General features: G+C 33.1%; 13 protein-coding genes and 1 pseudogene. 3 read left to right on the forward strand and 11 right to left on the reverse strand.

Features of this window, described 5'->3' with window-relative positions; translation table 11 throughout:
• Positions 1 to 305: 305 nt before the first annotated feature.
• The 3 genes from lysA to gltB all read right to left on the reverse strand — a co-directional run bounded on the left by lysA (position 306) and on the right by gltB (position 7,683).
• Positions 306 to 1,526 (reverse strand): diaminopimelate decarboxylase, encoded by a 1,221-nt coding sequence (gene lysA / locus PHC28_RS05710; RefSeq protein WP_300097160.1) that lies wholly within the window; start codon positions 1,524 to 1,526, stop codon positions 306 to 308.
• A 182-nt stretch (positions 1,527 to 1,708) separates the two neighbouring features.
• Positions 1,709 to 3,163 carry a glutamate synthase subunit beta gene (locus PHC28_RS05715; protein ID WP_300097162.1) on the reverse strand — a complete coding sequence of 485 codons (1,455 nt, stop codon included), beginning with the start codon at positions 3,161 to 3,163 and terminating at the stop codon, positions 1,709 to 1,711.
• A 2-nt stretch (positions 3,164 to 3,165) separates the two neighbouring features.
• Positions 3,166 to 7,683, reverse strand: coding sequence for a glutamate synthase large subunit (gltB, locus tag PHC28_RS05720; protein ID WP_300097164.1), 4,518 nt, complete (start codon positions 7,681 to 7,683; stop codon positions 3,166 to 3,168).
• A gap of 627 nt (positions 7,684 to 8,310) precedes the next feature.
• Between gltB and sucC the strand changes: the two genes are divergently transcribed.
• The gene (sucC, locus tag PHC28_RS05725; protein ID WP_300097166.1) at positions 8,311 to 9,504 is read left to right on the forward strand and encodes an ADP-forming succinate--CoA ligase subunit beta; all 1,194 of its coding nucleotides are present in this window, start codon (positions 8,311 to 8,313) and stop codon (positions 9,502 to 9,504) included.
• Between the two features lie 74 nt (positions 9,505 to 9,578).
• Here the strand turns inward: sucC and PHC28_RS05730 are convergent, their stop codons facing one another.
• The 7 genes from PHC28_RS05730 to PHC28_RS05760 all read right to left on the reverse strand — a co-directional run bounded on the left by PHC28_RS05730 (position 9,579) and on the right by PHC28_RS05760 (position 15,059).
• On the reverse strand, positions 9,579 to 9,956 hold the full coding sequence (locus tag PHC28_RS05730; RefSeq protein ID WP_300097168.1) for a hypothetical protein: 378 nt from the start codon (positions 9,954 to 9,956) through the stop codon (positions 9,579 to 9,581).
• 2 nt (positions 9,957 to 9,958) lie between these two features.
• Positions 9,959 to 10,330: a transcriptional regulator gene (locus PHC28_RS05735; RefSeq protein ID WP_300097170.1), complete on the reverse strand. Its 372-nt coding sequence runs from the start codon at positions 10,328 to 10,330 to the stop codon at positions 9,959 to 9,961.
• Between the two features lie 10 nt (positions 10,331 to 10,340).
• Positions 10,341 to 10,637 carry a type II toxin-antitoxin system HigB family toxin gene (locus PHC28_RS05740; RefSeq protein WP_300097172.1) on the reverse strand — a complete coding sequence of 99 codons (297 nt, stop codon included), beginning with the start codon at positions 10,635 to 10,637 and terminating at the stop codon, positions 10,341 to 10,343.
• A gap of 85 nt (positions 10,638 to 10,722) precedes the next feature.
• Positions 10,723 to 11,181: a DUF1456 family protein gene (locus PHC28_RS05745; RefSeq protein WP_300097174.1), complete on the reverse strand. Its 459-nt coding sequence runs from the start codon at positions 11,179 to 11,181 to the stop codon at positions 10,723 to 10,725.
• Positions 11,182 to 11,407: 226 nt separating this feature from the next.
• Positions 11,408 to 12,718: a D-alanyl-D-alanine carboxypeptidase gene (locus PHC28_RS05750; protein ID WP_300097176.1), complete on the reverse strand. Its 1,311-nt coding sequence runs from the start codon at positions 12,716 to 12,718 to the stop codon at positions 11,408 to 11,410.
• Between the two features lie 5 nt (positions 12,719 to 12,723).
• Positions 12,724 to 14,196, reverse strand: coding sequence for a M14 metallopeptidase family protein (locus PHC28_RS05755; protein ID WP_300097177.1), 1,473 nt, complete (start codon positions 14,194 to 14,196; stop codon positions 12,724 to 12,726).
• 20 nt (positions 14,197 to 14,216) lie between these two features.
• Positions 14,217 to 15,059: an alpha/beta hydrolase-fold protein gene (locus PHC28_RS05760; RefSeq protein WP_300097179.1), complete on the reverse strand. Its 843-nt coding sequence runs from the start codon at positions 15,057 to 15,059 to the stop codon at positions 14,217 to 14,219.
• A gap of 33 nt (positions 15,060 to 15,092) precedes the next feature.
• Between PHC28_RS05760 and PHC28_RS05765 the strand changes: the two genes are divergently transcribed.
• Positions 15,093 to 15,494 carry an excinuclease ABC subunit B gene (locus PHC28_RS05765; RefSeq protein ID WP_300097181.1) on the forward strand — a complete coding sequence of 134 codons (402 nt, stop codon included), beginning with the start codon at positions 15,093 to 15,095 and terminating at the stop codon, positions 15,492 to 15,494.
• Positions 15,495 to 15,904: 410 nt separating this feature from the next.
• On the opposite strand, the gene PHC28_RS05770 is transcribed toward PHC28_RS05765, so the two are convergent.
• Complete coding sequence (locus tag PHC28_RS05770; RefSeq protein ID WP_300097183.1) at positions 15,905 to 16,606, reverse strand: T9SS type A sorting domain-containing protein; 702 nt, start codon at positions 16,604 to 16,606, stop codon at positions 15,905 to 15,907.
• Between the two features lie 211 nt (positions 16,607 to 16,817).
• Here PHC28_RS05770 and PHC28_RS05775 point away from each other — a divergent pair.
• A pseudogene (locus PHC28_RS05775) lies at positions 16,818 to 16,949 on the forward strand (group II intron reverse transcriptase/maturase); the annotation flags it as partial.

Raw genomic sequence — 16,949 nt, forward strand, 5'->3', positions numbered from 1 at the left:
GGATTTACGACCTCTTTTGTTGTAGCTTCTTGCTTCTCATTATTTGATTTACATTGAACCAAAACCATTAGCATTGCAATACTTGCAAGGCTCAAAATTATTATTTTTTTCATTGTTTGTTTTATTTATTATTTGGAGTAAAATTAAGTAAATTATTACCAATTAAATATGATATATCTCACTTTTTAGAAAAGAATAGAGTGTTATTCTTTTTATTATATAATTGTGGTTACAGGAAGAATTAAATTCAATTCTCTTAAAAAAAATCCCATTTCATTTTTTATTGAAATGGGAATCTTTATTTGTTAAACTGTTGCTGCTTCGACAGGCAACGGAATCTGGTTTCTTAGTAAATCGTCGAAGGTTTCATGAGCACGAATCAAATGGCCTTGACCATTTTGCCATAAAACTTCGGCTGGTTTGTATCTCGAATTATAGTTAGAAGACATCGAGAAACAATAAGCTCCTGCATTTCTAAAACTAAGGACATCACCTTCATTGATTTCGGAAATTCTACGGTTGTTGGCAAAAGTGTCTGTTTCGCAAATATATCCCACAACAGAGTAAAAACGCTCTTTCCCTTTTGGGTTTGTAATATTGTCGATATGGTGTTGGGAACCATAAAACATTGGTCGAATTAAGTGATTGAATCCACTGTCAATTCCAGCAAAAACGGTAGAGGTTGTTTGTTTTATCACATTTACTTTCGCTAAAAAGAAACCTGCTTCACTTACCAGAAATTTTCCTGGTTCAAAAATCAAGGTCAATTCTTTTCCGTATTCTGCACAGAAGGCATTGAATCTTTTAGATAATTTTTTTCCTAATTCTTCAATATCAGTTTCAATATCGTCTTTTTTGTAAGGCACTTTAAATCCACTACCAAAGTCAAGAAAGTCAAGGTTTTTGAAGTTTTTGGCCACGTCAAATAATATTTCGGCAGCATATAAAAACACCTCAATATCTAAAATATCTGAACCTGTGTGCATATGAATTCCAGCGATATGCATTTTAGTATTTTCAACAATACGAAGCAAATGAGGAATTTGATGAATAGAAATTCCAAATTTACTATCTATATGTCCCACAGAAATATTGGTATTTCCACCCGCCATTACGTGAGGATTGATACGAATACAAACAGGTACATTTGGATATTTAGTACCAAATTGCTCCAAAATCGACAAGTTATCAATATTGATTTGAACTCCCATTGCTGATACTTCTTCGATTTCTTCGAGAGAAACACCATTTGGAGTAAAAAATATTTGCTCAGGAGAATATCCGGCGTAAAGTCCTAATTGTACTTCTTGAATAGAAACCGCATCCAAACAAGATCCCATTTCTCTCAACAATTGAAGAATGGCAACGTTTGACAAGGCTTTCATTGCATAATTGATACGCAACTTCTCTACTTTCGAGAAAGCATTTGTTAATCTTTTATATTGCGATTGGATTTTTTCGGCATCATATACGTATAAAGGACTTCCGAATTGTTCTGCTAATTGTACTAAATCTTTTGATTGCATCTCACTATATTTTTGGTAAATTTATTATTCTTTATTGATTCACACAAGGGAAAAATTTAAATTAACAAATTATAACAAAATGTTTTAAAAGTAACATTTGTTGTAATTTCAAAAAACTATTTTAAACATAAAACCCTTGAAAAGATATTTTTTCAAGGGTTTTGTACAATGCTAATTACTTTTTATAAACTTGGTAAATCACCGTTACCTTTTGTTGGTAAATTGGTGTAACCCATTAAATATAAATCGACTTCTCTGGCAGCTTCACGACCTTCAGAAATTGCCCAAACAATTAGAGATTGTCCTCTTCTCATATCACCGGCTGTAAATATGTGAGGAACATTGGTTTGATAATTTGTCGCAAAATAATTGTTACGAGCATCAATTTTTATTCCTAATTGGTCGCTCAATGTTTTTTCTGGACCTGTAAATCCAAGAGCTAACAAGGCTAAATCACAAGGCCAAATTTTCTCCGAACCTTCTTTTTCAATTAATTCAGGTCTTTGTCCTGGTTTCAATTTCCATTCTACTTCAACGGTTTTTAAAGCGGTTAATTGGCCGCTTTCATTGGCAATAAATTCTTTGGTATTGATTAACCAATTTCTTCCGCAACCTTCTTCGTGTGAAGAGGACGTTTTTAATTGCAAAGGCCAAAAAGGCCAAGGAGTAGTTTCGCTTCTTCCAACGGGTGGTTTTGGCATAATTTCGAAATTGGTAACAGATAATGCTCCTTGTCTGTTTGATGTTCCCACACAGTCGGAACCTGTATCTCCACCACCAATAACGATTACGTTTTTACCTGTTGCTTTTATTTGGTCAGGAATAACTTCGCCATACAAAGATTTTGTTTGTTGTGTCAAAAAAGTCATTGCTTGAACAACTCCTTTGCTATCGGCACCTTTTGTAGGTAATCCTCTTCTTTCGGTTGAGCCACCACACAATACAATAGAATCAAAACTATTCAATTGGTCAATGCTGTAATTTACACCAACATTTACATTGGTTTTGAAAACAATTCCTTCAGCTTCTAAAATGGCAACACGTCTATCGATGATTCCTTTTTCTAATTTGAAATTTGGAATTCCGTAGCGTAATAATCCGCCAATGGCATTATCTCTTTCAAAAACGGTTACGCTATGACCGGCACGATTTAATTGTTGTGCTGTCGCTAAACCAGCTGGTCCAGAACCAATAACAGCTACTGTTTTTCCAGTTCTAACTTCTGGAGGTTGAGGTTTAATCCAACCTTCAGCAAAACCTCTTTCTACAATGCTTTTTTCAATATTTTCTATTGAAATAGGATCTTTTATGATTCCTAAAACACATGATTTTTCACATGGAGCTGGACATAAACGACCTGTAAACTCAGGAAAGTTGTTTGTTGATTGTAGAATATTTAAGGCACTTTGCCATTCTTCTTGATGTACCATATCGTTGAAATCTGGAATTAAATTCCCCAACGGACATGCGCTATGACAAAACGGTATGCCACAATCCATACATCTTGAACCTTGTTCTTTTATTTTATCTTTTGCTAACGGAATTGTAAATTCATTGTAGTTTGTAACTCTTTCCTGAACAACTATATTACTTTCGTCAGCTCTGTTGTATTCTTTAAATCCACCTATCTTGCCCATAACTATTGTGCTATTAGTTCTTCTAATTGATTTTCTTTAGCTAATCTTATCAATGCTTTTTTGTATTCTGTTGGCATTACTTTGATAAAATGCTTTTGTTGGTTTTCCCAGTCACCAAGGATTCGTTTCGCCAATGGACTATTGGTGTACATAGAATGATTGCGAATCAAACGTCTTAGTTTTGCTAAGTCATCTTTTTCCAAAGTTTCAAATTCAACCATTTCCATATTGCATAAACCATTCTCGAATTGTTTTTTCTCGTCAAAAACATAAGCAATTCCACCGCTCATTCCAGCTGCAAAATTTCTACCCGTTTTTCCAAGAACAACTACAGTTCCTCCAGTCATATATTCGCATCCATGATCTCCAATTCCTTCAACAACTGCTGTTGCTCCTGAATTTCTAACGCAAAAACGTTCTCCAGCAATACCATTGATATAGGCTTCCCCAGTTATTGCACCATAAAGTGCCACATTGCCCACGATGATGTTTTCTTCAGGTTTGAAAGTTGCAGTAGGAGGAACCTTGATAATCAATTTTCCGCCAGAAAGTCCTTTACCTAAATAATCATTACAGTTTCCGTGAATTTTGTATGACAAACCATTGGTTGCAAATGCTCCAAAACTTTGCCCTGCTGAACCTTCAAAATCGACTAATATGGTATCCTCAGGTAAACCTTGTGCTCCATAAATTTTTGAAATTTCATTACTCAAAATTGCGCCAACAGCACGATCTGTATTTTTGATTTTAAAAGTAACTCTTGTTCTTTCTTTTCTGTAAATAGAAGGAAGAGCCGCTTTGATAATGTCAAAATCAAGTACGTTTTCTAAAGCGTGATCTTGAGTTGTTGTATTGTGATTAGGTACAATGTTCGCTTTTTCTGGTTTGTATAAGATTGTTGATAAATCTAAACCACTTGCTTTATAATGTTTGATGGCTTTGTTCACATTTAATTTTTGTGATTGTCCTACCATTTCTTTCAAGGTTCTAAAACCAAGTTGCGCCATTATTTGTCTCAACTCTTCAGCAATAAAATACATAAAGTTGATAACGTGTTCTGGAGTTCCTTTAAAGTTTTTTCTTAATTCTGGATCTTGTGTTGCAATACCTACTGGACAAGTATTCAAGTGACAAGCTCTCATCATAATACAACCCGAAGCTACTAATGGAGCTGTTGCAAAACCAAATTCTTCTGCTCCAAGTAAAGCAGCGATAGCTACGTCACGACCAGTTTTCAACTGACCATCACATTCTAAAACCACACGACTTCTTAAATCATTTAAGATTAAGGTTTGTTGTGCTTCGGCTAATCCTAATTCCCAAGGAATTCCCGTATGTTGTAAGGAAGTTAAAGGTGCAGCACCAGTTCCTCCGTCATATCCTGAAATCAAAATTACATCGGCTTTTGCTTTGGCAACACCTGCTGCGATGGTTCCAACACCAACTTCGGAAACTAATTTAACGTTAATTCTAGCTTCACGATTGGTATTTTTTAAATCGAAAATCAATTGGGATAAATCCTCAATAGAATAAATATCGTGATGTGGCGGTGGCGAAATCAATCCAACATAAGGCGTTGAATTCCTAACTTTGGCAATCCACGGATATACTTTTTCGCCTGGTAATTGTCCGCCTTCTCCAGGTTTTGCGCCTTGAGCCATTTTTATTTGAATCTCTTTGGCATTCGTCAAATAGTTGATAGAAACACCAAATCTTCCCGAAGCTACTTGTTTGATGGCACTATTTCTAGAATCACCATTTAAGTCTTTTTGGAAACGTTTTGGATCTTCTCCACCTTCTCCAGAATTGCTTTTTCCGCCAATTCTATTCATAGCAATCGCCAAATTTTCGTGGGCTTCTAAACTGATAGATCCATAAGACATAGCTCCAGTTTTGAATCTTTTCACGATTTCTGTCCAAGGTTCTACTTCGTCAATAGAAATAGGATCCAAGTTATTGAATTCAAATAATCCCCTGATAGTCATCAAGTTTTTACTTTGGTCATTGACCATATTTGAATATTCCTTATAGCTTTCAGGACTGTTTAATCGAACCGCTTGCTGCAATTTTGCAATCGTGGTTGGGTTAAACATGTGTCTTTCTCCGTTACGTCTCCATCTGTAAATTCCTCCAATTTCTAAAGGTAATAAACTGGCAACTTTTGAATTTGGAAAAGCTTTTTGGTATCTTTTTTTGACTTCTTTCTCTACTTCCATCAAGCCAATTCCTTCGATTCGGGATGGAGTGTTAGGGAAATATTTAGAAGAGAATGTTTTATTTAATCCTAAGATTTCGAAAATTTGAGCACCTCTATAAGAATGTAAGGTAGAGATGCCAATTTTATTCATAATTTTAAGGATTCCTTTTGCAATTGCCTTGTTGAAATTTTTGATTGCATCATCGGCATTTACGTTTGAAATAAATCCTTGATTTACTTGGTCACGAATGATTTCGTTAACCATATATGGATTTATGGCACTAGCTCCATAACCAAATAATAATGCAAAATGATGCGGTTCACGTGGCTCGGCAGATTCAATTAAGATTCCGAATTTCGAACGTACTTTCAGCGTATTTAATGAGTGATGAATATAGGAACAAGCCAATAACATTGGGATTGGAGCCATTTTTTCGCTAACACCTCTATCAGAGAGAATAACAATATTGCAACCTTCGGATACTGCTTTGAAAGTAGCATTCACGCATTTTTCTAAAGCTCTTTCTAGTCCATTGACTCCTTTTTCTATTTCGTATAAGGTTGATATTTTTACCGATTTAAAATCAGGATGATCAATGCTACTTATTTTATCTAAATCTTCGTTTGAAATAACTGGATTTTGGATTTTTAATTTCTTGCAATGTTTTGGAGCAATGTCAAAAATATTATAATCACCACCAATTGCCAAACTGATGTCGGTTATGATTTCTTCACGAATACCATCCAAAGGTGGATTGGTAACTTGTGCAAATAATTGTTTGAAATAGTTGTATAAAAGTTGAGGTTGATCTGACAAAACAGCTAGTGGAGTGTCATTTCCCATTGAGCTGATGGCTTCGTAACCACTAGAACCCATAGGATTTATTATGGTTTTCAAGTCCTCAATTGAATAGCCAAACATTCGTTGACGGGTTTCAAAATCTATGTTTTCAACAGGAATAACATTGTCAGTATAAGGAATTTGTGCTAAATGCAGTAAATTCTCATCTAACCATTCTTTGTAAGGATGTTTGCTAACGATTAAATTTTTTATCTCATCATCTTCAATGATTCGTCCTTCATTCATATCTACAAGGAACATTTTTCCTGGTTCCAAACGACCGTGTTGTACTACATCTTCGGGTTTGATGTCAAGAACGCCAATTTCTGATGACATAATTACAAAGCCACCTTTTGTAAGTGTATAACGAGAAGGTCTCAAACCATTTCTGTCCAATAAAGCACCAATTACGTTTCCATCGGTGAAAGGAATTGAAGCAGGTCCATCCCAAGGTTCCATAATACAGGCATTGTATTCATAAAACGCTTTTTTCTCAGCTGACATAGTTTGATGTTTTTCCCAAGCTTCAGGAACTACCATCATCATTGCTTCGGGAAGTGAACGTCCTGTCATTAATAACAATTCGACAACCATATCCATCGAAGCAGAATCTGATTTTCCTTCTAATATTATTGGAAATAATTTTTTGATGTCTTCTCCAAAAACGTCACTTTTCATCAATTCTTCACGAGCACGCATACGGCTTATATTTCCTCGAAGCGTGTTGATTTCTCCATTATGACACATATATCTAAATGGCTGTGCTAATTCCCAAGAAGGAAAAGTATTGGTAGAAAATCGTTGGTGAACCAAAGCTAGTCTTGTAACCAAATCATTATCTAATAAATCGACATAATAAGCACTGATATCTTCTGGTCTTAGTAAACCTTTATATATTATGGTTGTTGTAGAAAAACTTGAGAAATAGAACATGTGACTTTCAGAAATTTTTGAATTTCTAATCGTATGTTCAGCAAATTTTCTTGCGGCAAACATTTTGGCATTAAATTGTTGCTCTGTAAGTTCTAAACCGTTTTTACCAACAAAAACTTGTTTTACAGTTGGTTCTTTTTCATCCGCAATTTGCCCTAAATTCGATGCATCAACAGGAACATCTCTCCATCCTAAAATTTCAAGATTTTGATTTCTTATTGATTCTTCAAAAGTAGTTTTGCAAAAAATAGTTTGGTTTATGCTTTTTGGCATAAAAACCATTCCTACTGCATACTCTCTTGTTTCTGGAATTTCGAATTCACAAACTTTCTTAAAAAAATTATGAGGTATATCAAATAATATTCCTGCTCCATCTCCAGTTCTTCCGTCAGAACTTACGGCACCACGGTGATCTAGATTAATTAAAATATCTAGTGCTTTATGAATAATGTCATTCGACTTAATTCCATTCAAATTGCAAATAAATCCTGCGCCACAGTTGTCGTGTTCAAATTCGGGCAAATAGAGTCCTTGTTCTTTAACTTTCATTCTTGATAATTTTTATGCAAAAATATAGATTTCATTAATTATAATGAATTTTAAAAGTTGAGTTTTCTACATTTTTGTTGTAATAATAGAAAAACGTTTATTTAATAGCAATAATTCATTCTAATACATTCAAATTGTCAAATTCATAATTTGTTCTAATTAAAAAAAAATTGATTAACAGAAAACGACAAAAAATCCTATTTTAAATAAAGTTTTCTCAATCGTTATAGTAGTTTTGAATTTAATAATTCTTAATTTTTAGCCTCATAAATTTGATATTTCGTAAATATCCAAATCTGGATAATTTTGGAAAAATTTTATTGGTCACAGCTGTAGTTAAAACTATGCACTTTAGTGCATTTTCCTTTCAGGTTCTATAAAATTTTACCGCAAATTCGCAGATTATTTATACGGATTTGGTTTTTAATTTGCGAATCTGCGGTTGAATTATTTTTACTCTTAAAACTTTGCAGACTTTTAGTCTGCTAAATTAAAACTATTGACTTTCAGTCAATAGCGGTTTATTTCAATTTTATAATAGAAAAAGATTTTTGTTTAAGATGAATTTGTTATTTTTGTGGCACTTTATTTCTGGAATAAATTCAGAATCTTGTCAAATACTTTAATATGGATATACACGAATACCAAGGAAAAGAAATACTTGCCAGTTATGGCGTAAAAGTGCAGCGTGGTTATGTTGCAAACAATGCTCAAGAAGCAGTTGCTGCTGCAAAACAATTAACTGCTGAAACAGGAACAGGATGGCACGTTATAAAAGCTCAAGTTCACGCTGGTGGACGTGGGAAAGGTGGTGGAGTGAAGCTTGCTAAAAACCTTCAACAAGTTGAGGAAATTGCAGGGCAAATCATCGGAATGCATTTAATTACACCACAAACTTCGGCTGAAGGTAAACTGGTACATAAAGTTTTGGTTGCTGAGGATGTTTATTATCCTGGTGAAAGCGAAACTTCGGAGTTTTATATGTCAGTATTATTGAATAGAAGTAAAGGGCGCAATATGATTATGTATTCTACCGAAGGTGGAATGGATATTGAACACGTAGCTGAACACACTCCTCATTTAATTTTTACAGAAGAAATTGATCCTGCTGTTGGATTGCAAGCTTTTCAAGCTAGAAGAATTGCCTTTAATTTAGGTCTTTCTGGAAATGCTTTCAAAGAAATGACTCAATTTGCTACCTCTTTATATAATGCTTACATTGGTTCTGACGCTTCAATGTTTGAAATTAACCCAGTTTTAAAAACTTCGGATAATAAAATCATAGCTGTTGATGCAAAAGTAAATTTAGATGACAATGCTTTATTCAGACATCCAAAACTTGCCGAAATGAGTGACGTTCGTGAGGAAAATCCAATCGAAGTTGAAGCAAAAGAAGCAGGTTTGAACTACGTAGATCTTGATGGAACCGTTGGTTGTATGGTAAACGGAGCTGGATTGGCGATGGCAACAATGGATTTAATAAAATACGCAGGTTTCGAGCCAGCCAATTTCTTAGACGTTGGTGGAACTGCCGATGCAAAACGTGTGGAATTAGCTTTCCGTATCATTTTGAAAGATCCAAATGTAAAAGCTATTTTGATTAATATTTTTGGTGGAATCGTTCGTTGTGACCGTGTGGCACAAGGAGTTGTTGATGCCTACAAAAATATGGGAGATGCTATTAAAGTGCCTATCATTGTTCGTTTGCAAGGAACAAATGCAGTTATTGCAAAAGAATTAATTGATAATTCAGGAATGCCAATTTTATCGGCTGTTGAGTTTCAAGAAGCAGCTGACCAAGTAAAAGCAGCACTTTCTTAATTAGAAAAATAGTTATAAAATAGGAAATCCTGAGTGAAAGCTCAGGATTTTTTTTGTGATTTTTTTTATGGAATTTATTCCACTTTGATCATTTCAGAAGTTATTTCTAAAGCCTCCATTTTTGAATGGTATTTGAATTTTTGGTTTTGAATTTCTAATATTTCAACAAATACTTTTTTCCCGATAAGATCTTTTAAATCTGAATTTGTTATTTTTTCATAAGTTAAAACATATGCACAATCAGATTTCCATAAAATTGTCGCTTTGAGCTCTATTCCGTTTTTAGAATTAATTTCTGTTTGTGTTGAATCAGTTCGGACTACTTTCCATTCAAAATATTTTGAATCAGTATATTCAAACTTACCTGTTTTAAAATCGGAACATTGTTTCTTTTGAGAATAACCGATTGTAACGAATGTGATTAGAAAGATTATGAATAATATTTTTTTCATTCTTATTTTTCATTCAATGAATAATCACTAATCAGGGCACTTGGAGAAAGGTTTAAACGAGTGGTTAGATTCCGAATCATTTCAACAGTAAGTTTTCGTTTGCGATTCAAAATTTCGGAAACTCGGCTTTTTCCTCCAATTGCATCAACTAAATCAATTTGTTTTAGTTGCATTTCTTCCATTCTTATTTTTATGGCTTCTATTGGATCCGGTGCTTCAATGGGATAATTTTTATTTTCAAATTCTTCAATTAATAAAGCAAGAATATCTGCCTCATCACTTTCAGGAGTTCCAATTGGAGCATCAAAAAGAAGTTCAAATCTTTTTAAAGTAACTTGATAATCTGATTCGGTTTTTATTGGCTTAATGTTCATTGTTTAAATTTTAAATTGTATTTGCGTCAATTTTATCATATTCAGAATGGGTTCCAATAAAACGTATGAAAATCCATTGTTTATCAAAATTGAATTTTGCAATCAGTCGGTGAGAATTTCCTTTTATGTTAAAAACAATTCTACTGTCTTTGAGAATACTGGCGTTAGCATAATTTTGTCTTACATCATTTGGAGTTTTCCAATTAGCATTGATTGCCGTGTCATACCAAGTTTTTAAATATTGCTCCGTATCAGGATGTATTTCCCAATAATCTCTCAATGTACCTTTTACAAATATTCTTGACATATTTAATATGTAAATCTTTAGCAAAGATATATAAAAATTCGCAATTTGGGAACTTTATTTTTTTGCAAAAAAAAATCCTGAATACTCAGGATTTCTTATTCTTACCGAAATTAAATTTCACTTTTTCTACCACTTGTATTTTTGGAGCCGGTTTTTTGAAAGGTTTCTTTTTTGCCGCTGACTTTGTTTTAGAAGGACTTTGATCGCCTCTTGCTCTTTCTTCGTCTTTGGGTTTTGCTTTGAATTCGGGTCTTTCTGATGTTCTGTTTTTTACAGGAATTTCAGCTTTGTGTTTAGCCAAAACGGCTGTAGGATTCTTTGGATTTTCTTTTGTTCCTCGCAAATGGATTACCAATCCATTTAAAAAGTTACGTAATACTTGGTCGCCACATTCCACATAATTGGGATGATCTTCGGTACGGAAAAAAGCACCTAATTCTGATTTTGAAATTCTGAAATCTACTAGTTCCAGTATTTCAACTATTTGGTCATCGCGTAGCATTAGCGCAACACGTAGTTTTTTTAGGATATCGTTATTTGTCATTTTTATATTTTTTTACAAAGGTATGTTTTAAAAGCAATTTTGGAGTCAATTAAGTAGTAAGAATAATTTATTGTCCTATAAAAAACATCGTTTTCCCTTATATGGTCTTATTTATAAAAATATATAAATCACGAGTGAGACATAATAAAGACAAAAACTTATATGACTTATATGGTTTTAAAAAACGACACTATTTTATTCCGATTACATATTATGTAAATAGGCACTAATAATCATTGTGAATTTCGGTAATAATTCGTGCGATTTCATTTCTAATTTCGTCGGTAGTTCTTGTGAAATTATTGTTCATAAACGAATAGATTAATTTTTTGCCTTTTCGTGTAACTACGTAACCACTTTGATTGTAAACATTGGTAAGTGTTCCCGTTTTTGCCCAAACAAAAGGTTTTTCGTTATCGGTTTTATAGGCTCTTTTTAAAGTTCCCGAAACTCCGCCAGCTGGAAATAAACCGTGTAATCTTTCCTCGTCATTGATTTTGGAACTAATTTTTTTAAGCACTGCAACTGAAGTATTGGGTGTGAATAAATTATAGCGTGACAATCCAGAGCCATCAACCCAAGTAATATCATTTGCAAATTCTTTCAAAAAATTGGTTTTGCTATAATCAATCATTTCCTTGGTTGATAAATCATTCGATTGTGTAGAAGAACAAACTAATAGCAATTGTTCGGCTATAAAATTGTCACTTACTAGCATCATTTTTCTCAGGACATCGTCTGTTTTTTCGCTATAAATAATTTTGAAATCCTGTGGTAATGGAAGGTCAAGGAGTGAAATATCTTTATTTATTTTTTCTTCAAGAAGTGAAATAGTTAGCTTAGGACTGGTCTTGAAAGGAATTTCTTGAAGATAACCCGTTTTAGAAATAGTGGCTGGATAGGTAAATTGATTTGTATAAAAGTCTCGCTTAATAATGAAATCATTAGGAATATAATTGGCATCCAGTTTGAAAAAAGGCTGTAAAAAAGGAGGTTTTACGGTTATTCCACCATTCTCGTTTTTATATACTTTGGCCGTATTTCCTTCGACTGGAAAAGCGGTTAATTCAGGTTGAAAATCTTCAAGATAATCATCATAATTCCATCCCGAACCATAAAAATTTCCTTTGTAATTATTAGACACAAAGAACAATTTTTTATCCGATTTTTTCAAAAAATCCAATACTTTATTCGATTTGAAAGTGGAGTAAGAAAGCGTTGGATCTCCTGTTCCCCAGAAAATTAAGGAATCACCTTTTATTTCATATTTCAAAGCAGGAATCGAATCGCCCAACATATTTAAAACCGTATAAAAAGTGTACATTTTAGTATTTGAAGCTGGAACAAAGTGTTTACTAGCATTTTGCTCATAAATCATTTTGTCGTTGTCTTGGTCATAAAGTGCAAAACCATAAAAATGCTCATTAAGAATTTCTGACTTTTTAATCAATTTTTCAATTTTCCGATGCCGTATTTTTTGTGAAAAAGCAGTTATTGTTATTAGAAAAATGAATAGGTAGAGAAGTTTGTTTTTCATCTTTTTTAATTACTAATTATGTTGTTTGACACTTTTGGTTCTTTGGATAAATCAATAAAAAATCCATTAATCACTGCATATTTAGGTTTGTTGTTTTCTAATAATATAAAATTAGCAGCTTTTTTGAATTCAGGATTATTAGTTGATATTGTTTCCGATTCTGTGAGTTGTAGCAGTCCTTTTGTGGCGTTTGGATCGTCTTTGTCGGTCAATTTTGCAAATAGAAACCCCTGTTTTATCAAATTAAATTCATCTGTAAGCGTCAAATTATTCCATTCGTTTTGGGGCATTAATTTAATTTTTGGAGCTGCATATTCCATTCCATTAACATCTTTATCAACGTAACCAAAATTATAATTCATATCCCCAATTTCGGCAATTGTTCCTTTATAGGAAACCGATTTTGAATCATTATTCAGAACTTGTTCTTGATTGATTCCGATAGCTGTTTTGTAGGTAATTCCATTTTTGATAATACCAATGTTTCGAATGACCAAATCATAATTAAATTTACTATTTATTTTTATTTTAAAATAATCTTCAGTTTTTTCCTTTTGGTATGATTTGTCACAAATGGTTTCTAATGCTTGTAGAAGTGTGTAAAAATTTATTTTTCGAATGTATTGTTTTTCAATATCCTCTTTATAACCGCCAGATTCTATTAAAATTGTTGAAATTCCCCAAGATTGAAAATTATCTCCAAAGGCTCGAGGTTCAAATTCATCATTATATCTGGCAACTTTGCCTGGAATGTAATTTTGCAAATGTGAGTTTAAATTTGCAATCAATTGAATGGCATTTTTTCGAACCTTATTTTCAGTTTGTTCATAGTCAAAAGCGGGTGCCAAAAAAGAAATTGTAGCGGGTTCTTTATTGTGACCCACTGAATAAAGGGTACTTTGATCGTGTAAATTAAAACCAAAATCAGGTTTTAATCGTTGAGCAATATTTTTTAAAATGTTTGATTCAGGCGAAACCAAAGCTACTGCATCTCGATTGATATCAATACCTAAAGCGTTTCGTCTTTTCCAGATTTCCGCGCCATCAGGGTTCAGCATTGGAATAAAATGCAACTCTAGATTGTCTAATATATAATTTCTAAAAGTATCGTTTTTGTCTTTTGAATCCAAGAAATTGAATAAGTCAAATAGAGCCATTGTTGCGGTGGACTCGTCTCCGTGCATTTGTGACCAAAACATAACTTTAATTTTTCCTTTTCCAATAAATAAATGGTTGATACTTCGACCTTCGACGGAATTGCCTAAAATTTCATTTTTGAAATTGTCCTTTTTGATGTGTTTGTCTATCAATCGAACAACATCTGTATGCTTTATAAATCGGTTGGTTATGGTTTTTTCCTTGTATGAATCATATTGATTCCAAAGAGAATCTGCGTTAAAGTTATATGGTTTTATTTGGCCTTCATTTTTGAAACCCATCATTGTGAAAACAAGTAGAATGTAGATTTTATTTTTCATTGTGTTATTATATTTAATTTTTAAAAAAGCCATAGAAAAGCTTTTACAAATCCATCTCGCCATAATTTTTCGTTATGCTGTCCGCCTTTGACAATTTTTTTCTTAGTCAGATTATTACATTCGCATCTTTTTTCGGAGATTAAATCATCAATTTTATTGAGGTCAGTAATCATATCGGCATCGCCTTCATTATCGCCACAAAGTAAATAAATTTTGGTTTTAATCTTAGGAGTCTTTCGAGTTAATTCATTAATTTCTTCACGATTGAACCAGAACGAAGGTGAAAATAGTGCTGCTTTACCAAAAACTTCAGGATATTTCAAAATGGCATAATAAGAGACTAGTCCGCCAAGCGAACTTCCCATAATAGCTGTGTTTTTATCATTTGTTTTCGTTCTGTATTTCTTATCTATCTCTGGTTTTAGGGTTATTACAATAAAATCGAGATAATTATCAGCATTTCCTCCGCCGTATTTTTCGTTTTTATAAGGAGTTAATTCTTCGATTCGTTTTTCGTTTCCATGTTCAATTCCCACTATAATTACTTGCGCATTGAGACTGTCTAGTTTCTCATCTACATTCCATTCATCAATGAAAGAGGTTTTTGAATCAAAAAGATTTTGGGCATCGTGCATATAAATCACGGGATATTTTTTTTGAGATTTACTGTAATTTTTTGGCAAATAAATCCAGATTTTCTTAGTTGTATTTAGTTGAGGTGCTTCAATAGTGAAAGTTGAAATTTGTTTTGAAGCAGTGTTTTGTTTCGCCTGTTCGCTTTTTGGGCTTGGAGATTGTGCCAAAGTTTGTGATATCGTGACAAACAGGAATAGAATTATTGTTAGTTTTTGAATCGTTGCCATAACTTTAGTATTTTAGCTAAAAATACTGATTTGATGAATACTTTCGAAGAAAAAAGAAGTTTACTTTTAGAAATGATTGCTTTTGCTACAATTGATGGTCAATTGCACAAAAGAGAATATGAATTTTTATCAATTGTTGCTTGTGAATTACAAATTGAAAAAGCTGTTTTTAACGATTTGTTTCATCAGGAATTACCCCAAATCATAATAAAATCGGAGTTTGAACGCATACAACAGTTTTATCGGTTGGCTTTATTGATGCATTGTGATGGTGTTTTGCATGAAAAAGAGGAAATTGAAATCCGCCATATAGTAATTAAAATGGGACTAAATCCAATTGTAACTAACCGTATTCTCAAAATGATGAAAACGGCTAAAAGTCCAATAATTGAAGCAAATATTTTGATGAAAATTTTTCAAGAACAAAACAATTAGGGTTTCTATTGTGGAAATTGAAGTTTATCGAAGGCTTAATTTTAAAAAAAAGTTTTCAAGTATTACACTATTGGTGATATGGAGGATTAAATTTGGTTAAAGAAAAATTTTCAAAATAATAAAACTAGCCTTAAATTCAGCCTAATACCCCAATCTTACCAAACATCTGTTAGACTAGATTTTGGTAGCGACAATATGAATTTTAATCTCTTTAGGTTTAATCCCTCAAAGCTCTGCTTTGATTTTTTTTGTCAAAGATTCACACTTGTGTAATTCGTGGTAAAAAAGTTAAGTTCTACAACCGTGCAGACTTTCAGTCTGCTAAACCATTATGGACTGAAAGTCCATAATGGTTTATTTCAATGTTAGAGATGCTCACGCAACTAAATTCTAACGGATTAGCAAATCGTTTATTCTTTAATCAATTTTATAACAGCCTCTTCATTCTTGTCATTAGTAAGTTTAATTAAATACACACCATTGGGCTGATTGATATTTAATTCAATTAGTGGCAAATTGTTATACGTTTGAGACATAAGAACTTGCCCAGAAACATTCACTAAACTTAATTTTAAACTATCGTATGGCTCTTCAATTTTGATATAAAAAGTATTGTTTATTGGATTTGTATAATAGGCAATTTTTTGTTTTAAAGTATTATTAATCAAACTCAACGTACTACATTCTGAAAAAGTTGGAGTGCAGCTACCAGTCCAACCAGAACAAGGGGGCAAAGAGGTGTCAGCTGCATTACTAGCAATTGTTGTATCATAATATCCTCCACCTCCACTTTGTGCAGCAGGAACACATTCTGCTATGAGCCATAAGCAAGTACTTGGTTCGTAGTGTCTTATCCATTCCCAATTTGTGCCATTCCATTGGATTGTGTACCAAAGTAAGGAAGCAGCAGAGCAAGTTAATTCTCCTGTAAAATTTGCGCAATTATCATTTATGATTTTGACATATTTAGGCTTGTTATTTTGGATGCCTGTATAATTGTAAACTCCTAAAGCATCAGTATAAGAACAAGTGCCGCTTACAGTGATTGGATTTTGAGAAAATGCATAATTAAAGGCTAAAAAGGCAGAAATAGAGATTAAAATTTTAGTCATAGTTTGTTTTTTAAATATTTGTTAACGGTTCAAGGTTGATTTAGTGGCGGATTTTTAGCACCGACTGTTGCAAATATAATAAATTCAACCCGTTGGGTGTAATTCAATTTAGATTTTTTACACGCATAGAGACATAGTCTTTTATTAACTTTATCAAGACGCTTCGCTTGATTTTTGAAAATCATAGCTATGTGAAACCAAGACCCGAGCGATACCCCAAGACCACGCCTATGCTTTTAGCCGAACGAGGAAAGGCGGTTGGGCGATTGCACAAAGTCCTATTTTGAGTACTACCATTACTTTGAAACGCTTAAAACAACGTGGCTATCAATCATTAACAGAT

The sequence above is a fragment of the Flavobacterium sp. genome, assembly GCF_028712645.1.
GTDB lineage: Bacteria > Bacteroidota > Bacteroidia > Flavobacteriales > Flavobacteriaceae > Flavobacterium.